At 65.4% G+C, this 19681-nt stretch carries 19 protein-coding genes; 9 read left to right on the top strand and 10 right to left on the bottom strand.

What is annotated here, in order from left to right:
• Positions 1 to 37 precede the first annotated feature (37 nt).
• Positions 38 to 2659, top strand: a complete 2622-nt coding sequence (gene clpB / locus MA07_RS24825) for an ATP-dependent chaperone ClpB (RefSeq protein WP_036358453.1) — start codon at positions 38 to 40, stop codon at positions 2657 to 2659.
• A gap of 63 nt (positions 2660 to 2722) precedes the next feature.
• Here clpB and MA07_RS24820 read toward each other — a convergent pair whose 3' ends face one another.
• The 4 genes from MA07_RS24820 to MA07_RS24805 form a co-directional block, all read right to left on the bottom strand.
• Positions 2723 to 3184: an Rrf2 family transcriptional regulator gene (locus MA07_RS24820; RefSeq protein WP_036358450.1), complete on the bottom strand. Its 462-nt coding sequence runs from the start codon at positions 3182 to 3184 to the stop codon at positions 2723 to 2725.
• A 92-nt stretch (positions 3185 to 3276) separates the two neighbouring features.
• Positions 3277 to 4170, bottom strand: a complete 894-nt coding sequence (locus tag MA07_RS24815; RefSeq protein ID WP_036358446.1) for an NAD(P)/FAD-dependent oxidoreductase — start codon at positions 4168 to 4170, stop codon at positions 3277 to 3279.
• 180 nt (positions 4171 to 4350) lie between these two features.
• Entirely contained in the window at positions 4351 to 4785 is a 435-nt protein-coding gene (raiA, locus tag MA07_RS24810; RefSeq protein WP_036358443.1) for a ribosome-associated translation inhibitor RaiA, read from the bottom strand.
• 99 nt (positions 4786 to 4884) lie between these two features.
• Positions 4885 to 5988 carry a trypsin-like peptidase domain-containing protein gene (locus MA07_RS24805; RefSeq protein WP_036358440.1) on the bottom strand — a complete coding sequence of 368 codons (1104 nt, stop codon included), beginning with the start codon at positions 5986 to 5988 and terminating at the stop codon, positions 4885 to 4887.
• Between the two features lie 185 nt (positions 5989 to 6173).
• Here MA07_RS24805 and MA07_RS24800 point away from each other — a divergent pair, with 185 nt between their 5' ends.
• From MA07_RS24800 to MA07_RS30550, 5 genes are all read left to right on the top strand, one after another.
• Positions 6174 to 7448, top strand: coding sequence for a glycoside hydrolase (locus tag MA07_RS24800; protein WP_200879429.1), 1275 nt, complete (start codon positions 6174 to 6176; stop codon positions 7446 to 7448).
• A gap of 79 nt (positions 7449 to 7527) precedes the next feature.
• Complete coding sequence (locus MA07_RS24795; RefSeq protein WP_036358437.1) at positions 7528 to 8253, top strand: DUF4142 domain-containing protein; 726 nt, start codon at positions 7528 to 7530, stop codon at positions 8251 to 8253.
• A gap of 304 nt (positions 8254 to 8557) precedes the next feature.
• Positions 8558 to 9172 carry a hypothetical protein gene (locus MA07_RS24790; protein WP_036358435.1) on the top strand — a complete coding sequence of 205 codons (615 nt, stop codon included), beginning with the start codon at positions 8558 to 8560 and terminating at the stop codon, positions 9170 to 9172.
• Positions 9173 to 9434: 262 nt separating this feature from the next.
• Entirely contained in the window at positions 9435 to 10526 is a 1092-nt protein-coding gene (locus tag MA07_RS24785) for a twin-arginine translocation signal domain-containing protein (RefSeq protein ID WP_036358431.1), read from the top strand.
• Between the two features lie 220 nt (positions 10527 to 10746).
• Positions 10747 to 10911 (top strand): hypothetical protein, encoded by a 165-nt coding sequence (locus tag MA07_RS30550; RefSeq protein WP_200879428.1) that lies wholly within the window; start codon positions 10747 to 10749, stop codon positions 10909 to 10911.
• A 264-nt stretch (positions 10912 to 11175) separates the two neighbouring features.
• On the opposite strand, the gene MA07_RS24780 is transcribed toward MA07_RS30550, so the two are convergent.
• On the bottom strand, positions 11176 to 12042 hold the full coding sequence (locus MA07_RS24780; protein WP_036358428.1) for a DMT family transporter: 867 nt from the start codon (positions 12040 to 12042) through the stop codon (positions 11176 to 11178).
• A 199-nt stretch (positions 12043 to 12241) separates the two neighbouring features.
• Here MA07_RS24780 and MA07_RS24775 point away from each other — a divergent pair, with 199 nt between their 5' ends.
• A complete protein-coding gene (locus tag MA07_RS24775) occupies positions 12242 to 13132 on the top strand; it encodes a YihY/virulence factor BrkB family protein (protein WP_036358425.1) in 891 nt (296 codons plus the stop codon).
• Between the two features lie 134 nt (positions 13133 to 13266).
• Here MA07_RS24775 and MA07_RS30310 read toward each other — a convergent pair whose 3' ends face one another.
• The 4 genes from MA07_RS30310 to MA07_RS24760 form a co-directional block, all read right to left on the bottom strand.
• Positions 13267 to 13410, bottom strand: coding sequence for a hypothetical protein (locus MA07_RS30310; protein WP_160195495.1), 144 nt, complete (start codon positions 13408 to 13410; stop codon positions 13267 to 13269).
• A gap of 162 nt (positions 13411 to 13572) precedes the next feature.
• Positions 13573 to 13797, bottom strand: coding sequence for a hypothetical protein (locus tag MA07_RS24770; protein ID WP_036358422.1), 225 nt, complete (start codon positions 13795 to 13797; stop codon positions 13573 to 13575).
• A gap of 130 nt (positions 13798 to 13927) precedes the next feature.
• The gene (locus MA07_RS24765; protein ID WP_036358419.1) at positions 13928 to 15871 is read right to left on the bottom strand and encodes a bifunctional 2',3'-cyclic-nucleotide 2'-phosphodiesterase/3'-nucleotidase; all 1944 of its coding nucleotides are present in this window, start codon (positions 15869 to 15871) and stop codon (positions 13928 to 13930) included.
• Between the two features lie 157 nt (positions 15872 to 16028).
• A complete protein-coding gene (locus tag MA07_RS24760) occupies positions 16029 to 17180 on the bottom strand; it encodes an aminotransferase class V-fold PLP-dependent enzyme (protein WP_036358417.1) in 1152 nt (383 codons plus the stop codon).
• Positions 17181 to 17252: 72 nt separating this feature from the next.
• Between MA07_RS24760 and MA07_RS24755 the strand changes: the two genes are divergently transcribed.
• Positions 17253 to 17762 (top strand): TspO/MBR family protein, encoded by a 510-nt coding sequence (locus MA07_RS24755; protein WP_052003509.1) that lies wholly within the window; start codon positions 17253 to 17255, stop codon positions 17760 to 17762.
• A gap of 164 nt (positions 17763 to 17926) precedes the next feature.
• Here MA07_RS24755 and hpt read toward each other — a convergent pair whose 3' ends face one another.
• The gene (hpt, locus tag MA07_RS24750; protein WP_036358411.1) at positions 17927 to 18499 is read right to left on the bottom strand and encodes a hypoxanthine phosphoribosyltransferase; all 573 of its coding nucleotides are present in this window, start codon (positions 18497 to 18499) and stop codon (positions 17927 to 17929) included.
• Between the two features lie 471 nt (positions 18500 to 18970).
• Here hpt and ftsE point away from each other — a divergent pair, with 471 nt between their 5' ends.
• Positions 18971 to 19681 carry a cell division ATP-binding protein FtsE gene (gene ftsE / locus MA07_RS24745; RefSeq protein ID WP_036358409.1) on the top strand — a complete coding sequence of 237 codons (711 nt, stop codon included), beginning with the start codon at positions 18971 to 18973 and terminating at the stop codon, positions 19679 to 19681.

The raw sequence follows: 19681 nt of genomic DNA, 5'->3' as shown, positions 1-19681 counted from the left end.
CTCCAAGAGGGCGGGCTGACCTGAGGAGGGATGATTGATGAATTTCGAAAAATACACCGAGCGGGCCCGGGGCTTCGTTCAGGCGGCCCAGAATCTCGCCATGCGGGAAGGCCACCCGCAGCTGTCGCCGGGCCATGTGCTCAAGGTCCTGCTGGACGATCCGGAAGGTCTCTGCGCCGGTCTCATCGACCGGGCCGGCGGGCGCTCCCGCGATGCCCATGCGGCGGTCGAGCAATGGCTCGCCAAGCAGCCGAAGGTGTCCGGCTCCGCAGCCCAGCCCCAGGCCACCCGCGACCTGATGCGCTTCTTCGACACCGCCGAGAAGGCAGCCGAAAAGGCGGGCGACTCGTATGTCACCGTCGAGCGGATGCTGCTGGCGCTCGCCGTTGAGAAGGACAGTGAGGCCGGAAAAATGCTGGCCCAGGCCGGCGTGACCGCTCAAGGCCTCAACACCGCCATCAACACCCTGCGCAAGGGCCGCACGGCCGACAACGCGACGGCGGAGAACGCCTATGATGCGCTGAAGAAGTATGCCCGTGACCTCACGGAGGCTGCCCGCGACGGCAAGCTCGATCCGGTGATCGGCCGCGACGAGGAGATCCGCCGCACCATCCAGGTTCTCTCGCGCCGCACCAAGAACAACCCGGTGCTGATCGGCGAACCCGGCGTCGGCAAGACCGCTATCGTGGAAGGCCTGGCGCTGCGCATCGTCAACGGCGACGTGCCTGAGAGCCTGAAGGACAAGCAGTTGCTGGCCCTCGACATGGGCGCGCTGATCGCGGGCGCGAAATATCGCGGCGAGTTCGAGGAGCGGCTGAAAGCCGTACTCAGCGAAGTGACGTCGGCAGAGGGCGGCATCGTCCTGTTCATCGACGAGATGCACACGCTGGTCGGCGCCGGCAAGGCGGACGGCGCCATGGACGCGTCGAACCTGCTCAAGCCCGCGCTCGCCCGCGGCGAGCTGCACTGCGTCGGCGCGACGACTCTCGACGAGTATCGCAAGCACGTGGAGAAGGACGCGGCGCTTGCCCGTCGTTTCCAGCCGGTCTTCGTGAGCGAGCCCACGGTGGAGGACACCGTGTCGATCCTGCGCGGCCTCAAGGAAAAGTACGAGCAGCATCACGGCGTGCGCATCACCGACTCGGCGCTCGTTGCAGCCGCCACGCTGTCGAACCGCTACATCACCGACCGCTTCCTGCCGGACAAGGCGATCGACCTCGTCGACGAAGCCTCGTCGCGCCTGCGCATGCAGGTCGACTCGAAGCCGGAGGAGCTCGACAACATCGACCGCGAGATCGTGCGCCTCAAGATTGAGCAGGAAGCCCTCAAGAAGGAGACGGATGCCGCCTCCCGTGATCGCCTGGAGCGCCTCACCAAGGAGTTGGCAGAGCTTGAGGAGCAGTCCGCTTCCATCACGGCCCGCTGGAAGGCCGAGAAGGACAAGCTCGGCACCGCGGCCGATCTCAAGAAGAAGCTTGAGGAAGCCCGCAACCAGCTCAGCCAGGCACAGCGCGCGGGCGATTGGGCCAAGGCCGGTGAGCTCTCCTACGGGGTTATTCCGGGCCTGGAGAAGCAGCTCACCGATGTCGAGGCCCATGCCGATGGCGGCGGTCTGATGGAAGAGGCGGTGACGCCCGACCATGTGGCTGGCGTCGTGTCGCGCTGGACCGGCGTGCCGGTCGACAAGATGCTGGAGGGCGAGCGCGAGAAGTTGCTGCAGATGGAGCAGGCGATCGCCAAGCGCGTGGTCGGCCAAGCCGAGGCGGTGGCGGCGGTGTCGACTGCCGTGCGCCGCGCCCGTGCAGGCTTGCAGGATCCGAACCGGCCCATCGGGTCGTTCATGTTCCTCGGCCCCACGGGCGTCGGCAAGACCGAGCTCACCAAGGCGCTGGCGAGCTTCCTGTTCGACGACGAGACCGCGCTCGTGCGCCTCGACATGTCGGAATACATGGAGAAGCACTCGGTCGCCCGGCTCATCGGCGCGCCTCCCGGCTATGTGGGCTACGAGGAGGGCGGCGCTCTGACGGAAGCCGTGCGCCGCCGGCCCTATCAGGTGGTGCTGTTCGACGAGGTCGAGAAGGCGCATCCGGACGTGTTCAACGTCCTGCTGCAGGTGCTCGACGACGGACGCCTCACGGACGGGCAAGGTCGCACCGTGGACTTCCGCAACACGCTCATCATCATGACCTCGAACCTGGGCGCCGAGTATCTGGTGAACCAGCAGGAAGGCCATGACACCGACGAGGTGCGCGACGAGGTCATGGGCGTGGTGCGCCAGCACTTCCGGCCCGAGTTCCTCAACCGCGTGGACGAGATCATCCTGTTCCACCGGCTGCAGCGCTCGGAGATGGGCGCCATCGTGGACATCCAGCTCGGCCGCCTGCAGAAGCTGCTTGCCGATCGCAAGATCACCCTGGAGCTCGACGAGGAGGCGCGCGCCTGGCTCGCGAACAAGGGTTACGACCCGGCTTACGGCGCGCGTCCCTTGAAGCGCGTGATCCAGAAGCACGTGCAGGATCCACTGGCGGAGCTGATTCTCGCCGGCGAGATCAAGGACGGCGAGACCGTGCCGGTGCATGCAGGCCCCATGGGCCTGATGATCGGCGACGTGACCGTCAGCGGCACGGAGCGCCCGCCGCAGGGCGTGCGGTTGAACTAACGCTCAAGACGATGGCCGGGTGCAGAGCCCGGCCATTTTGCATTTGCGATGAAGACGCGGCCGTCAGGCCATGTGCGTCACCTTGCAGGTCCGATGTTTCGAGCGCGCGGCGCGATGTTCGCAATCGGCCGCGATCTCCGACAGCTTCACTTGACCGAAGCCTGCCAGAAGCTGGCGCTCGGCTTCTTCCAGGCTCCGCCCGAGGGCCGTATTCACGGCCTGCTCCACGAGGCAGGCTGGTGCATCCGTGGCAAGGCCGAGCGCGAACAGCTCCGGCGCGCCCAGTGCCTTGTAGACGTCGAGCAGCGTCATCTCGGAGAGCGGCCGCGCCAGGGTCCAGCCACCGCCGTGTCCCTTCACCGAGCTGACATATCCCGCCTCGCGCATGCCCGCCATGGTCCGGCGCACCACGGTCGGATTGGTGCCCAGCATCTGGCCGATCTGCTCCGAGGTCAGGGTGTCCCGGTGCTGGTCCATGTGGAGCAGCACGTGGAGAATCCGGGAGAGGCTTCCGTTCTGTCGCAAAGGGAACGCTTTCCTTCAAACCGCCTGTTGCTACCACATTTCCCGAACCATCGTCACGCGACGCTCCTCGGCGTCGACGGGGCACGGATGTCTCAGCCTGCAAACATCAGGGATTGGTGAGCCGCCGTGCCGGCCATGGCGCCGTCCGCGACCGCGAAGGTCACCGATCCGGCCATCCGGGCGGCATCACCGCAGGCGAAGACGCCCGCAACGCTCGTGGCCTTCATGGCATCGGTGCGGATGACAGGCCCCGTCGCTCCTTCATCGAACGCGCAGCCGAGCTCCTCGGCAATGGGGCTCGCTATGCTCGTCCGCGGCATGACGAACAGACCGTCGAGGGGAACGATGCGCCCGTCGCGCATGACGATCGTGGCCCCCTCGCCGTCGAGACGCTCAACGGTCCCGTCATCGATCACGACACCGCGCCGTCGAAGCTGCTCCAGCTGCTCCGGATCAGGCGTGAAGACATCGTTGAGGAAGAAAGTGGTCGATCCCCAGTCCGGCAGCATCAGCGCGTGATGGATGGATTTGGGCGATGTGGCCAGAACGCCGATGCGCCCCCGGTCGAGTTCATAGCCATGGCAGTAGGGGCAATGGAACACGCTCTTGCCCCAGCGCTCCTCCAGCCCGGGAACGGCGGGCAGCTCGTCCTTGATGCCCAGCGCCAGAATGAGGCGCTGCCCGGTCTCCTGTCGCTCCTCGGCTCCAATCGCAACGCGAAAGCCCTGTGGTGTCGCCTGCGCATCGGTGGCGTGGCCGGATACCCACTCAACCGTGTCGTAGGCCATGAGCTGCGAGCGGGCCTTGGCAGCAATATCCGCAGCCGGGGTTCCGTCCTGTGTCAGGAAACCATGGGACGCCGCAGCGAAGCGGTTACGGCGCATGCCGGCGTCGATCACCAGAATGCGCCTGCGGGCACGGGCGAGCTGAAGTCCCGCCGCCAGTCCAGAATAGCTGCCCCCGATAATGATGACATCATAGCTCATGGTTCACTCCTCTGCTTATCACGTGACATCATATGACACATGACCGGCACAATGGGGAGAGTCATGATACTTTTGATGTATCGTGAGCCATCGATAGCTATGGAGCAACGTGGATGGGGCAACCAAAACGAGAATGGCCGGCCCAAGGCCGGCCATGATGTTGAATCGATGGGTTGGAGGTTACTCCGCGGCCGCGCGGTAATCGCCCTCGTCGTTCATGGGCAGGCCGGCATCGTCGCGGTCGCGTCCGGAGGATCGGGCGCCTTCGCGCAGGAGCATGTCCTTGTCGATGCGCTCGGCCTTGTCCTCGCGCAGCTCGCGCTTGGAGCGGCGGAGCTGCTTGGCGGTCTTCTGCAGGGCAGCCCGGAAGGCGGTGTAGAGATCCTTGTCCTTGGCCTCGCCGCTCATCATCTTGAGCGCGCCCATCTGCATGTTGACCGTGCACCGATAGGTGATGCCTTCGCGGGTGACGTGCACGGAGGCCGTGCTCAACCGCCCGAAATATTTTCCGGCGACCTGACGGATGTTCGTTTTGGCATATTCGGGGAAGTTGTCGCCCAGATCGACAGTCGAGCTTTGCACCAGAATGTTGTTATCGGCGCCTTCGAGATCCATTCGCTCCTCCTTGGGTGAAGGTTCGATGGCTAACGGCGCGGCTGCAAGAAGGTTTCGCCGCCCTGAAACAAAACCGTTCCTGCCAAGGTTGTATGTTGTTTAGGGCCTGCGTGCCCGCGCGCCCTGCTGCTCCACATCGATGACAGTGACCGCGACGGTCTCGGAGCGGTTGTTCCGCACGATCTTGAGCGAGACCGTGTTGCCGACGCCGATCCGCTCGAGCCTGTCGGTCAGATCGGACAGGCGGCGCACGGGCGCATCTTCGACACCCACGATCACATCGCCGATGATGCCGGCCCGCTGATCGACGCCGCGCAGGCCTGCACGGTCGGCCGGCGAGCCCGGCACGACGTCGGCCACGACCACGCCGGTCACGCCAAGCTGCGCGGCCAGCGTCTCGTCACCGGCGAGAATGCCGATGCCCGGCGTGGGAACGCGGCCGGTGCGGATGAGCTCCGGCACTACCCGGTTGACCACGTCGACGGGAATGGCGAAGCCGATGCCCGCGCTCGTGCCGGACGGGGAATAGATGGCCGTGTTGACGCCGATCAGGCGCCCGGCGGAATCGAGCAGCGGGCCGCCGGAATTGCCCGGGTTGATGGCTGCGTCTGTCTGGATCACATCGGCGACCTCGCGCCCGCCGCTCGTCGGCAGGCGGCGCTTGAGGGCGCTGATGATGCCGGTGGTGAGCGACTGGTCGAGCCCGAACGGATTGCCGATGGCGTAAGCGGTCTGCCCCACCTTCAGATCGGCCGAGCTTCCCACGTTCACGGGCGCCGGCAGGGCGCCCTGGCGCTGGAGCCGCAGGACGGCGAGGTCGTAGTTCGGCGCGCGCCCGATCACCTCGGCCGGACGAACTTCTCCCGATGCCAGGCGCACCGCGAAGGAGGAGCCGTTTTCCACCACATGCTGGTTCGTCACCACGTGACCGGCGGCATCCCAGACGAAGCCCGTGCCGGAGCCGGCCGGCTCTCCGCCGGCGGGTCCGCGGCCCTGCAGCGCCACCACCTGCACCACGGAGGGCGCCACGGTCTCGAACACCTGGATCGTCGTGCGCTCGAACTCCGCCAAGTCGCCCCGCGCCGCCACGGGCCGCGGCTCACGGGCGGAATAGAGATAGGAATTCACGTAAGGCTGCAGCACCAGGATCGCGAGCAGCACCGCCACGACCAGCATGATGATTCGCGTCGTCCGGTCCTGCATTGTGTCTCCTGTGTCCGATCACCCCCTCTCACAACGGACACGCTTGAGCGAAGTTCATCTCACATCGGCGCGACCCGTCGGAGGAACCCGGCCAGCCTAATCCGCTTGTCCCAGCGAATGATGGTTGAGCGTGTCCGGCGACGGACAAGCCCTCACCTGTTCGTTTTGCCCAGGAGGATGCTGCCTTGCATGATCCCTCACTGTCAGGAAGCCGTCCCGCCGTTCATGCCGGCATCTTCCCGACCTTCTTCCTGTCGGGCTTCGAGTGCTCCACCTTCATCTGGAAGGATCAGGGCCGCCGGGATCTCGTGGCCGAGACCCAGCACCGCGAGCATGTGGACGAGGATTACGCCTTCCTCCGCTCGCTCGGCATCGCGGTGGCGCGCCAGGGCATTCCGTGGCCCTTCGTGGACAAGGGCGGCACTTACGATTTCTCCGGGCTCGATCCCTTCATCGCGGCGATGAACCGCCATCAGATCCTGCCGATCTGGGACCTGTGCCATTACGGTTATCCGGACGATGTCGATCCTTTCGCCGAGGATTTTTCCGATCGCTTCGCATCTTATGCGAAAGCGGCGGCGGAGTACGTGACGCCGCGGATCCGCGGCCCGCATTTCTTCACGCCCATCAACGAGATCACCTTCTTCGCCTTCATGGGCGGCGAATGGGCCTGGACCGCGCCGTTCCGCAAGTCCGACGAGGATCGCCGGCGCCTGCGCCTTGCGCTCTGCCGGGCCGATATCGCGGCCGTGAAGGCGATCCGCGCGGTCGATGCGCAAGCCCGCATGGTCCATATCGATCCGCTCATTCTCGTGGTCGCGCCGCGGGACCGCCCCGACCTCAAGGACGAGGCGGAGCACGAGACGTATACGGACACGTTCTATGCCTGGGACGTGATCGCCGGACGGCGCCACCCGGAGCTTGGCGGCTCGCCGGAGGTGCTCGATATCGTGGGCGTCAACGCCTACGCGTTCGGCCAGATGGAATATCGCGAGAACGGCCCGCACGCCTCGCTCGAGCCCCATGACGAGCGCATCCGTCCGCTCGGCGACCTGCTCACCTATGCGTGGGAGCGCTATCGCCGCCCGATGATCGTGGGTGAGACCAGCGGCCTGCGCGAGGGCCGTCCGGATTGGCTGCGCGACATCGTCGAGGAGTCGCTTGCCGCCGTGCGCAAGGGCATCGACCTGCACGGCGTGTGCCTGTTTCCCGCCGTCGACATGCCTGACTGGCACACTGGCGAATGGCTGCACAACGGCCTGTGCGATCTGGTGGAGGAGAACGGGCGCCTCAAGCGCGTGCCCTACAGGCCCTATATCGACGAGCTGCGGCACTGGCAGAAACGCCTGAACCGGGTGACGGAACTCGACGAAGACCCGTTCAGCGATTCGGTGGATCTCGCCGACATCAGGAAAGCGGCCGACGAGATGCAGATGAGTTCGGACAAGGATTGGCACTGATCACGGCTTCGCCCTGAAGCCTGAACCAAACCCACCTGCAAACGTTCGCTCTCACAGTTCCTTTGCAGGAGAATCCTTCATGTCCCGCCGTCTCGTGATCGCCGGCCTCATGGCCGCCGTTGCCGTACCCGCCTTCGCCCAGCAGCAGAACCAGGCCATTCCGTTTTCCGTCGCGCCGCAGCCCACGGAACAGCGGGTCAACCCAGCCCTCGGGCAGAACGCGCAGGAACGTCAGCAGCGCACGCAGCAGGGCGGCGCCCCGCAGGACACGCAGACCCCTGCCCGCCAGGGTCAGGCGAACAGCGCACCGGCCGCCATGGGCCAGGAGCAGTCGCAGGCCGACCGGCAGTACATCCAGCAGGCGCTGGCGCTCAGCACCGTGTCGCTGCAGCAGTCGAACTTCGCGCTGAGCAAGGCGCAGAACCCGCGCGTGAAGCAGTTCGCGGAGTTCGAGGTGGGCGAGCAGAACCTGCTCACCGAGATCATGCATTCCTTCGCCGATCCGAACGCCACCGCGTCCACCACCCGCGGCGCCCAGGCTGCAGCCTCGACCGCACCCGAGCTGCCCGCCAAGGACGCCCAGGCCATGGAGCGACTGTCGAAGGCTCAAGGAGGAGCGGCGTTCGACAAGGATTACGTCGCCCTGCAGATCCAGGGACATCAGGAACTGCTGAAGCTGCAGGAGACCTATCTGCAGCAGGGCTCCGGCAACCGCGAGACCACGAACGTGGCCAAGCTCGCGCGCAACCAGATCCAGGAGCATCTCGCGATGCTACAGGACATCCAGAAAGAGCTTAGCCAGTAGCATCCTTCCGTGAAGCGGATGCCGGTTCGCCGACAGGACGACGCATCACGATGATCGACCGGCCCTGCCTTTTCACTGTCGCAGGGCCGGAACACCCGTCCTGAAAAGGACGTTGCCTCTAGCGCATCGTGCAGACCCGGAGGGCCGCGTCAGTGAAAAGTGGATCCGGTTTTCCGCGTCCAACGATGCGCTGCTCTAAGAATTGAGCATCGGATGGATCCCAAAAGTGCAGATCCACTTTTGGGTCCGATGCGGAAGCGGCAGGCCGGCCGGCCTGCATCAAAACCAAGAAGAGGAATAGCTCATGGCGCGAGACAAGCGCGGACAGCCCACAGAGCCGGACGTGGATGAGGTGATGAACGAGCTGGTCCGGGAAGAGACCGGCGACGACTTCGTCGCAGGACCGACCCAGCGCAACGATGTCGGCAACACCAAGCGCGCGGCCGCCAAGGCCACCGGCGTGATGGGCGCCTCGAAGAAGCTCGATCCCGATCTCGACATCAGCCACGTGGACGACAACCGCGTCCAGAGCGGCTCCAAGGCCGGCCTCCACTCCTTCAAGGAAGTGCCCGAGGAGGAGGACGACGACGCCGGCTTCCAGATGTCGAACGAGGAGATCGCCGAAGGCGTCAATACCACGGCCAACAAGAGCCCGGCTCCCCGCGCCGCTCAGACCGAGGGCACGACGGGCCCCACGGGCATGAGCGGCGGCGCGGCCTCCCGGGCCCGGGTGCCGGCGCCCGGCAACGCGGTGGACGTGCCCAAGGGCACCCTGGTGCGCGGCCATCCCACGGCCAGCCAGTCCGGCGGAAAGTCGACCTCCTCCACCGGCGACGAGAAGCCTCCGAAGCGGTCCGGCCGCGCCGGCGGTCCGCAGGGTCAGCGTCCCCTCTCCAAGGGCGGCAGCGAGGAGCGGTAGCTCCAACAGTGTCATTCCCGGAGGGACACGTAGCAGAGGGGAAGGGAATCCATGGCGCAGTGCGTGTGAGTGGATCCCCTTCCCGGCCTGCGGCCGCCGGGAATGACACGCCCCTCCTCCAACACCCTGCGTCAGGGATGACCCAATGACGCCACTGCATAGCTGTCTCTACGGAAGGTGGAGTGACAGCCCCGTGCCTCCCGCTTTATGGATTGTTCAGCCGAACCGGCAGTGACGACATAAAACGGTTGAGGAAACGCTCATGGACAGAAGAAAAGTTCTCAAAGGCGCAGGCTTGGCAGCTGCAGCAGGCGCGGTCGCGTCCCCGGCCATCGCGCAGGCCCAGCCGGATGTCCGCTGGCGCATGGCGTCGGCCTATCCGAAGAGCCTCGACACCCTCTTCGGCGCGGGCGAGATGATCTCCAAGCGGGTGGCCGCCGCCACCGACAACAAGTTCCAGATCCAGCCGTTCGCCGCGGGCGAGATCGTCGGCGCGCTCCAGACCCTCGACGCCACGCAGAACGGCACGGTCGAGTGCTCCTACACCCTGTCGAGCTTCTTCATCGGCAAGGACCCCACCTTCATGTTCGACACCTCGGTGCCCTGGGGCATGAATGTGCGCCAGCACAATGCCTGGATGTATTACGGCGGCGGCCTCGACCTCATGCGCGAGTTCATGAAGGACTACAACGTGTACCCGATCCCGGCCGGCCAGACCGGCGCGCAGATGGGCGGCTGGTTCCGCAAGGAGATCAAGTCCATCGCGGACCTGAGCGGCCTCAAGATGCGCATTGCCGGCATGGGCGGCCAGATCATGCAGAAGCTCGGCGTGGTGCCCCAGGTGCTCGCCGCCGGCGACATCTACCCGGCGCTGGAGCGCGGCACCCTTGATGCGGTCGAGTTCTCCGGCCCGCATGACGATGAGAAGCTCGGCTTCGTGAAAGTGGCCCAGTACTATTACTATCCGGGCTTCTGGGAAGGCGGCGCACAGCCCTCGCTCTACGTGAACATGAACAAGTGGAACGAGCTGCCCGCCCACTACAAGGCGATCCTCGAGGCTGCCTGCGCGGAGGCCAACGCCATGTGCGTGGCGAAATACGACGCGCAGAACGCCGACGCGATCCGCCGCCTCGTGGGCCAGGGCGTGCAGCTGCGTCCGTTCCCGCGCGACGTGATGGAGCAGAGCTACAAGGAAGCCTACAAGCTCTACGGCGAGCTCGCGGCATCGAACGCCAAGTTCAAGAAGGTGTTCGATTCCTGGAACGCCTTCCGCGAGAAGGAGCTCACCTGGTTCCGCATCGCCGAGCTGCCCTTCGACTACTTCGTCAACCAGCAGCAGGGCCAGCCGCGCTGAGGCTTCCGGTCCCTCGTTACCCTCACCTGGGGACGATACACTCCTCGTCATGGCCGGCCTTGTGCCGGCCATCTCGATTAGAAGAGCCCTGCGCCCTTCGCATCGGGATCACCGGCACAAGGCCGGTGATGACGTGAGTAAGTGTCCGGAACTGGATCGAAGCTTGGCGCCTTGCGTTGTCCTCCTGACAAGACGAGCAATCCAACACAGGAGGCAGGCCATGACCGACAAGAACCGCCCTGACGAGAACTCTCAGGACAAGAACAAGGCTCAGGACGACACGCAGTCCGAGAACACCAAGAAGCACCAGGAAGAGCTTCTCGACGAGGGCGTGGAAGAGACCTTTCCCGCCAGCGACCCGGTGTCCGTGAAGATCACGAAGTAACCCGCTCTCAGAGGCTGACCTCAAAATTGTGCCCTCATCCTGAGGAGGTCGCGTAAGCGATCGCCTCGAAAGAGACTCCTCACGTCATCACCGGCCTTGTGCCGGTGATCTCGATTGCTTGAGCGCCGCGACTCACAGCATCGGGATGGCCGGGACTGATCCCCGGATCAAGTCCGGGGACGGCCATGACGGCAAGGGACGCGAATAGCGAACCAGGCTCTCAGGATGAGGTCCAAGTGGTAAGTTCAGACGCTCCTATCCGTGTCAGTTCCGGCTCGCCACCGCGACGCCCAGCGCCGCGAGGGCCATGCCGGCGAGCTGGATCGGGCTCAGGGTCTCGTCGAACAGCACGAAGGCCATAAGGGCCGCGACAGGCGGCACGAGATAGAGCAGCGTCGCCACGCCCACCACCGCGCCCTGACGGATCAGGAACAGCAGCAGCCCGATGGCCCCGATGGACAGGCCGAACACCGCCCAGGCGAGCGCGCCGAGGAGCGGAAGTGTGAAATCCATGTGCCCCTCCTCCAGCAGCAGCACCAGCGGCAAGGTGACGATGGCGGCCCCGATATACTGGATCGTCGCATTGACCCGTAGGTCGAGATTGCTGCCGGTGCGCTTCTGCCAGATCGTCCCGAAGGTGATCGACAGCATGCCGAGCACGCAGATGAAGAGCGCCAGCGGCGGCACGCCGCCATCCCCGAGCTTCGGGGCCACCACGAGGGCCGCCCCCATGAAGCCGATGCCGATGCCGGCCCAGCGCCGCGGCGACACCCGCTCGCCCAGCAGGGGCCCGGCGAGAAGGCCCGTCGCCAGCGGCTGAAGCCCCGCCACCAGGGCCGAGATCCCGGCCGGAAGCCCGTGCTTGACCGCCCAGAACACGCCTCCGAGATAGAACCCGTGCAGGAGAACACCGGCGATCATGCTGTTGCGCCAGTCGCTCCACTGGCGCGGCCAGGAGACCCGCGCCACCACGACGATGACGGCCAGAACGAGGGTGGCCAGTACATAGCGCACGAACAGGAACGTCAGCGGCTCGGCATGGGGCGCCACGAGGCGCGCCACGATGAAGCCGGTGGCCCAGATGAGCACGAAGAGCGGCGGCGCGAGGCGGGCGAAAAGGGTCGGGCTCATGGCGGGACGTGGAACGATACCGTAAGAGAGGAATGGCCTTGTAGGCCCGAGCCGCATCCTTTGTCGATGCATCCAGCCTCATCCAAACGTCGCCCTCAGGGTCACGGCAAAGTGGCCCGACTCCCCGAGACCTGATACGAGACATTTCCTTGCCCTCGACCCCTGCCGCACCATCTCCAGCCTCCTGGAGACCTCGCTGTTGAACCGCCTTCGCCTCTGGCTCGAACTCGTCGCCATCGCGTCCACCCGCTTCGTGCTGCACGATGCCTGGGCGATTGCGAGCCATATCGCCCTCTCGGTGCTGACCTCGATGTTCCCGTTCCTCATCCTGGTCACGGCGCTGGCGAGCCTGTTCGGCACCGGGACCCTGGCGGACGAGGTGGCGGACATCATCCTTGAGGCCTGGCCGCGGGAGATCGCCGGTCCCATCGCGGGCGAGGTGCACACCATCCTCTCGGTCAAGCGCAGCGACGTGGTGACGCTGGGCCTCGTGCTCGCGCTTTATTTCGCATCGAGCGGCGTGGAGAGCCTGCGGGTCGGGCTCAACCGCGCCTATGGGGTGCGCGAGACCCGCGCCTGGTGGCTGACGCGGCTCGAATCCATCGCCTTCGTGATCGCCGGCGCCCTCATGCTGATGGCGCTCGCCCTGCTCGTGGTGCTCGGCCCCTTCCTCTGGCGCATCGTGCTCAACTGGGTGCCGGCGCTGCAACCCTTCGATGGGCTCATTGCATTCCTGCGGATCGGGGTGGCGAGCACCGTCATCGTGGTGGGCCTGCTCCTCGCCTACAAGCTCATCCCGTCAGGGCGGCGGAGCTTCCGCGCCGTGTTGCCGGGCGTGGGCGTGACGCTGGTGCTTTGGCTCCTCGGCGGCTTCGCCTTCAGCTGGTATCTCGCGTTCTACCCGGGGGCCTATGCCTCCACCTATGGGGGGCTCGCCACCGCCATGGTGGCGCTGATCTTCCTCTATACGCTCTCCGCCATCTTCCTGTTCGGCGGGGAACTGAACGGCACCATCATCCTGGCCAAGCGCCGCCGGCTCGGCAAGGAGCCGAAGCCCGAGCACCTGAACGACGTGATCGCATTGCCGTAACGGGGCGCCCGTCCATGCTCAGGGAGTCAGGATCGCCATCAGCACGAGCCCGAACAGGCCGATGGCGGCGATGCCGATGAGGCTGAGCCAGGGGTACTTGCTTCCACGGTCGGGGTCCAAGAACCGGTCTCCCTTCACGCGCCGAGGGTGACGATCCAGAGGCAGAGCCCGAGACCCACGACCACGGCGAGCCAGTTGAGCGAACGATCGAAGACCAGGTTCCAGGAGGCCGGAACGGCCTGGGCGAGCTTCTTCTGCGGGGGGAGATCGACAGGCATGGTTCATGCTCCAAAGCCTGGACAGCTTCGAGACGCATGATGCGCCCAAAAGGGCAGCGGCCGACTAAGGAATCGCTGATGGATGAACCATACAGGACCAATGCGTCATTTGTAAGTGGAGCCGGCGTCCATGCGTTATGACCGATCTCCGCGATAGCTTCGTCAGATGATCGTCGAGCCGTCCGTTCTCACCCGCTCGTCCCCGATCTGGCGCACGAGCTTGTCGGCCTCCCTGGCGCCGACGCGGATGCGCACCAGGGTCCATTCCTTGTCCGATTTCCACATGCGGAACGAGAGCATGAACCCATCGCCGTCCTTCTGGGCATCGGCATGGGTGGCGTCGGGCAGGTCATAGGGGCCGAGGCCATCGAAGGTGATCTGTCCCACGGTGTTCTCCGGTCACGAGGATCGAGAACCCAACGGTTGAAAGCCTGACGGGTTCGGGTTCGGCCGTTTCGCCCCAAATGAAAACGGCCGGGCACGTGCCCGGCCGCATCTTCTCGCGATGATGTGAGGATCAGCTCACGATCTTGTACTTCACGAAGCCTTCCGGCGCGTCGCCCATCTTCTCGACCTTGATGCCGGCCGGCTGGTAGTTGGCGGCGTTCGGGCCGGTGGTGAACGTCATGGTCACGCCGGCCGGAACCGCGAGCGACCAGGAGCCGTCGGCCTTCGGGGCCACTTCCTTCTTCTCGATGATGAAGCGCATGATGGCGTCGCGCGTCAGGTCCGGCGCCTCGAACACGATGGTGGAGCCGTCGGCGCCCGGGAAGTTGCCGCCGCCGCCGGCGCGGTAGTTGTTGGTCACCACGAGGAACTGCTGGTCGTCCGTCACGGGCTTGCCGTTGTGGGTCAGGTCCTTGATGCGGCGGGCATCGGGGTTCACCACCTTGCCGTTGTCGTCGTAGCGAGCGGGCTGCGTGGGATCGATCTTGTACTGCACGCCGGCGATGACGTCGAAGTTGTAGGCCGGGAACTTGGGATTGATGAGATCCTGCTCGCCGCCCTTGGCCACGTCGATCTGGTTGTAGATGCCGGCCGAACGCTCGAGCCACTCGCGCACCTGGGCGCCGGTGATCTTCACCACGCGGATCGTGTTCGGGTAGATGTAGATGTCCGCCATGTCCTTGATGGCGAGCGGGCCCGGCTTGATTTCCGTGAAGTAGTTCGGGCCGCCGCGGCCGCCGGCCTTGAAGGGAGCGCCCGCGGAGAGGATGGGCAGGTCCTTGAAGGCCGAGGCCTTGAGCTGATCGGCCACGTACCAGGCCTGCGCCTCGGTCACGAGCTTCACGGAGGCGTCGTCCGACACGAGCGAGTAGTAGGAGTGGATCGGCACCGCCGTCGTGCCGACGGGCTCGCGCACGTATTTCAGCGTCGCCTCATGGCCTTCCTTGGCGGCCGCCATCACGGCCGCGTCGGATTCCACCTTGGCCACGACCTTGCGGTCGACGCGGTCGTAGATCGGGCGCGCCTCGGTGCGGAAGTTCGCAACCTTCCAGGCATTGCCTTCCTTGGTCAGTTCGAGATCGACGAGGCCCAGGTGGCTGCCCCAGAAGCCGGCCATGACGGCGGGCTTGCCGTGCAGCGTGCCCTTCTGCGCGTCGACGCCCGGAATGTTGTTGAATTCCTTGCCGCCCGGGAACGTGAAGTGCTGGTGGCCGGTGAGGATCACGTCGATGCCCTCGACCTTGGCCAGATGTAGGGCCGCGTTCTCTTCGCCGCCCTTGCGCTCGCCGCCGGCGATGCCCGAGTGGCAGAGCGCCACGACGATGTCGGCCCCGGCCTTCTTCAGGTCAGGCATATGCTTGTTGGCCGCGTCCACGATGTCGATGGTGGTTGCCTTGCCGTCGAGATGCGACTTGTCCCACTGGACGATCTGCGGCGGCACGAAGCCGATCACGCCGACCTTGATCGTCTGCTTGGCGCCGGCCTCGTCGGTGAACTCGCGGTCCAGCACGATCCAGGGCTTCTGCAGGGTCTCGCCATTGGCCTTCAGCACGTTGGCGCAGACCAGCGGGAATTTCGCCGTGCCCATGGCGTTCTGCAGGAACTCGAGGCCGTAGTTGAACTCGTGGTTGCCCAGCGTGCCGGCATCGTAGTTCAGCTCGTTCATGGCGGCGACCATGGGATGCACGTCGCCCTTCTTCATGCCGCGGCGATAGGCGATGAAGTCGCCCAGCGGCGAGCCCTGGATCAGGTCGCCGTTGTCGAACAGCATGGTGTTCTTGGCTTCCGCACGGGCACCCTTCACCAGGGTGGCGGTGCGGGCGAGACCCACCGTGTCGTCGGCCGCGTCGCGGTAGTAGTCGTAGGGGAAGACATTCACGTGAAGGTCCGTGGTCTCCAGGATGCGGAGCTTCACGACCGGGCCGGCAGCCCAGCTGACCCCGGACATTCCGGTGAGAGCGGCAGCGGCCACGCCGGTCTGCAGGACGCGGCGGCGGGTGATGGATTGGGTCATGATCTTCCCTTTGGTCTTGTTGTGCAGTGAAACTTAATTCGCCTCTACACGACAGAAGCACAGGTTTTGTGACAGAATCAATATAGCTGGCAAAGGAGACGCCCAATTAGTTTTGACGCAAGCTCCCTCTCCCAAACGGGAGAGGGGTAACAGAGCGTCAGCCCCTCAGCGCCTCGTCGAGGTCGCGGTAGAGATCCTCGACATCCTCGATGCCGGTGGACAGGCGCAGGAGATCCGGCGGGCAGGGGGTGCCCGGCCCCTCGATGGAAGCGCGGTGCTCAATCAGGCTCTCGACGCCGCCCAGCGACGTCGCCCGCTTCCACAGGCCTACCCGCGCCGCCGTGCGGATCGCCGCGGCCTCGCCTTCACTCACCTGGATCGACAGCATGTAGCCGAAGCCGTTCTCCATCTGCCGGGCGGCGATGTCGTGGCCGGGATGCTGCGGCAGGCCGGGATAGAGCACGCGGGCCACCTTCGGGTGCGCGGCGAAGCGTTGCGCGAGGTCGAGGGCGCTCTTAGCCTGGGCTGCCGTGCGCACATGGAGCGTGCGCATGCCGCGCATCAGGAGATAGGCCTCGAACGGCCCGAGGATCGCGCCCTGCATCTTGCGGATATTGGCCACCCGCGCCCAGAACGCGTCAGCCTTGGCGCCCGCGAGAGCGCCTGCCACCACGTCGGAGTGGCCGTTCAGCACTTTCGTCGCCGCATGCATGACGATGTCGGCGCCGAGGTTGAGCGGACGGGTGTGGATTGGCGAGGCGGTGGTGGAATCCACGGCCAGTCGCGCGCCGGCCGCGTGCGCAATTTCGGCGGCGCCGGCGATGTCCGTGATGGTCCAGAGCGGGTTGGAGGGCGTCTCGATCCAGACCAGCTTGGTCTCGCCAGGCTTCACGGCTTGGCGCAGGGCGTCGAGGTTGTCGGTCTCGACGAAATTGACCTTGAGGCCCCAGCGGACGGCCTCAGTCATCAGCCAACTGCGCAGGGCCCAGTACATGACCTTGGAGGCCACGATGTGGTCGCCCGGATCGAGGGCCTGGAACACGGCGGTGGCGGCTGCCATGCCGGACGAGAACAGCAGCGCGCCGGCCTCGGCCTCCTCCAGCATGGCCAGCACTTCCTCGGCCTCGCGGATGGTGGCATTGTCCGGCCGGCCATAGACGAAGCCGGACGAATAGGCATTGTCCTCATCGCGGATATAGGTGGTCGCCACATGGATCGGCGGCACGACCGCCTTGGTGATCGGATCCACATGGCCCATGGCCTGAGCGGTCAGGCTGCGCTTCGACCATGGGGAACGCGATGACGACATGGGGAACCTCCGGCAAGCGTGACGGTTGCGTCACGAGAGAAATGACGCAACGTCCTTAAAGGGAATTCGGGGATGCATACAGATCAAACTGCGACGGGGAGCCATGCAATGGCGCCATTGCCACGGTTCCTGGTGGCGGTGCTGCCGGTGGTGGCGGTGGCGGTGTCGGCAAGCCTCATCACGCAGCCGAACATCCTTGCCTGGTATGCGGGCCTCCAGAAACCCGGCTTCACGCCGCCGAACTGGGCCTTCCCGGTCGCCTGGACGATCCTCTACGCGATGATGGCCTATGCGCTCTGGCGCATCCTCTCGCTGCCCGCGAACCGGCCCGGCCGCAGGGCTGCGATCGTGGCGTTCTTCGTGCAGCTGGTCTTGAACGGGACGTGGTCGTTCGCGTTCTTCGGCGGCAAAAGCCCCGCGGCCGGCCTCGTGGTCATCGCGGCCCTGATCGTGGCGATCCTCGCGACAATCCGCACCTTCTGGAGGCTCGACCGCACGGCAGCCGGGCTGCTCGTGCCCTATCTCGCCTGGGTGGCTTATGCGGCCCTGCTCAACGGGACGATCTGGCGGCTGAACGCTTAGCCTTGCTTCGCCCTCACCGTCATGGCCGGGCTTGTCCCGGCCATCCCGATGCTGTGACACTCAGCGCTTTTCCTAATCGAGATCACCGGCACAGGGCCGGTGATGACGGGGAGACTAAGTCTTCAGCAGCCTCTCAGGACGAGAGCCGTATATTTTGAAGCGCGCTATTCCGGCTTGTCGAACAGATCCGGGTCCTTGTCGTGGTGATCGAGGACGCCGACGAAAGGCAGCTGCCGGTAAGAGTGGGCCACGTCCATGCCGTAGCCGATCACGAACACGTCCGGGCAGGTGAAGCCCACGTAGTCCGGGTGGATCTGCACGGCGCGCTTGCCGGGCTTTTCCAGCAGCACGGCGGTCTTCACGCTCTTGGCGCCGCGCGCCATGAGCAGATCCTTGGCGAAGGTGACGGTGCGGCCGGATTCAAGAATGTCGTCCACGAGCAGCACGTCGCGCCCGCGCACGTCGCTTTCGATGTCGCGCAGGATGGTGACGTTGCCGGTGGAGACCGTTCCGTTCAGGTAGCTCGACAGGTGCACGAACTCGACCTGGGGCGCGAGCCCGGACCGATGCAGGGCGCGGATCAGGTCCGCGGCGAACATGAAGCTGCCCTTGAGGATCGCCACGACGAGGAGGTTTTCGGGCTTGGCGGCCGCGATCTCCTGGGCCAGCGCCTCGTTGCGCTTGGCGATGGTATCTTCGTCGAAAAGAACCCGGATGCGGTGGGCAGTGCTCATCATGATCGTCCAGAAAAGAAATATTAGGCTCTCAAAGCCGCCCCTTCACGACCATGCTTGGTTCGGGATGTCAAACGGAGTTGGTTGTTTTTCGGGCGAATCCCTGAACACCAGTGTCATTCCCGGCCGTAGCGAAGCGGACGGGAAGGGAATCCCTAGCGCACTGCGTGTGAGTGGATCCCCTTCCCTCGCTACGCTCGCCGGGGATGACACCCTCCGCGTCATGGCCGGGCTTGTCCCGGCCATCTCGATCATGAAAAGCGCGACGCCTCTCCAATCGGGATCACCGGCACAAGGCCGGTGATGACAGGGGTGTTATTGATTGGCCTCCTGCGGCACTATCCCGCGAGAGCCTCGCTTCCCGTTACACTCCTGCAAGTTTATGGCTTGCTAACCATAACCGGGTGATAAGGAAGCGAATCGTGGACTTCTCCCGCCACAGGCCTGAAACGCTCAAGGATGGCTCGGACACGTTTGAAACCGCTCGATCACGACGATTATCACTACGATGAGAACACGGCGCCAGTCGTGCATTTCGAGAATGTGGGCGTGCGCTACGGCATGGGGCCCGAGGTCCTGCGCGACCTGACCTTCTCCATCGAGCCCAACTCCTTCCAGTTCCTCACCGGCCCGTCGGGCGCCGGCAAGACGACGCTGCTGCGCCTCATCCTGCTCTCGGTGAGACCGACCCGCGGCCTGATCTCCATGTTCGGCGAGGACGTCTCCCGCATCTCGAAGGACGAGCTGACCGCCTTGCGCCGTCGCATGGGCGTGGTGTTCCAGGACTTCCGCCTGCTCGATCACCTGACCACCTACGAGAACGTGGCCCTGCCGCTGCGGGTGCAGGGCAAGGAGGAGGCGAGCTACCGGGCCGAGGTTGTCGAGCTGCTGCGCTGGGTAGGCCTCGGCGACCGCATGCACATGCTGCCGCCCGTGCTCTCTGGCGGCGAGAAGCAGCGCGCGGCCATCGCCCGCGCGCTCATCGTGCGCCCCGACCTGCTGCTTGCCGACGAGCCCACCGGCAACGTGGACCCCTCGCTCGCCCGCCGCCTGCTGCGCCTCTTCATCGAACTCAACCGGCTCGGAACCTCGGTGGTGATCGCCACCCACGATTTCAGCCTCATGGATCAGCTCGACGTGCGCCGCCTCGTGCTCGGCGACGGCCGGCTGCACATCGACGAGTGA

Source organism: Microvirga sp. BSC39 (genome assembly GCF_000739015.1).
In the GTDB taxonomy this organism is placed as follows: Bacteria; Pseudomonadota; Alphaproteobacteria; order Rhizobiales; family Beijerinckiaceae; genus Microvirga.
This window is presented reverse-complemented; position numbering and strand designations above follow the sequence as displayed.

Bases quoted from the DNA above. Each gene is read 5' to 3' on its own strand.
- hpt (WP_036358411.1), bottom strand. From the start codon at position 18,499: ATGATGAGCACTGCCCACCGCATCCGGGTTCTTTTCGACGAAGATACC.
- clpB (WP_036358453.1), top strand. From the start codon at position 38: ATGAATTTCGAAAAATACACCGAGCGGGCCCGGGGCTTCGTTCAGGCG.
- MA07_RS24755 (WP_052003509.1), top strand. From the start codon at position 17,253: ATGCATACAGATCAAACTGCGACGGGGAGCCATGCAATGGCGCCATTG.
- MA07_RS30550 (WP_200879428.1), top strand. From the start codon at position 10,747: ATGACCGACAAGAACCGCCCTGACGAGAACTCTCAGGACAAGAACAAG.
- MA07_RS24760 (WP_036358417.1), bottom strand. From the start codon at position 17,180: ATGTCGTCATCGCGTTCCCCATGGTCGAAGCGCAGCCTGACCGCTCAG.
- MA07_RS24790 (WP_036358435.1), top strand. From the start codon at position 8,558: ATGGCGCGAGACAAGCGCGGACAGCCCACAGAGCCGGACGTGGATGAG.
- MA07_RS24805 (WP_036358440.1), bottom strand. From the start codon at position 5,988: ATGCAGGACCGGACGACGCGAATCATCATGCTGGTCGTGGCGGTGCTG.
- MA07_RS24785 (WP_036358431.1), top strand. From the start codon at position 9,435: ATGGACAGAAGAAAAGTTCTCAAAGGCGCAGGCTTGGCAGCTGCAGCA.
- raiA (WP_036358443.1), bottom strand. From the start codon at position 4,785: ATGGATCTCGAAGGCGCCGATAACAACATTCTGGTGCAAAGCTCGACT.
- MA07_RS24765 (WP_036358419.1), bottom strand. From the start codon at position 15,871: ATGACCCAATCCATCACCCGCCGCCGCGTCCTGCAGACCGGCGTGGCC.
- MA07_RS24795 (WP_036358437.1), top strand. From the start codon at position 7,528: ATGTCCCGCCGTCTCGTGATCGCCGGCCTCATGGCCGCCGTTGCCGTA.
- MA07_RS30310 (WP_160195495.1), bottom strand. From the start codon at position 13,410: ATGCCTGTCGATCTCCCCCCGCAGAAGAAGCTCGCCCAGGCCGTTCCG.
- MA07_RS24780 (WP_036358428.1), bottom strand. From the start codon at position 12,042: ATGAGCCCGACCCTTTTCGCCCGCCTCGCGCCGCCGCTCTTCGTGCTC.
- MA07_RS24815 (WP_036358446.1), bottom strand. From the start codon at position 4,170: ATGAGCTATGATGTCATCATTATCGGGGGCAGCTATTCTGGACTGGCG.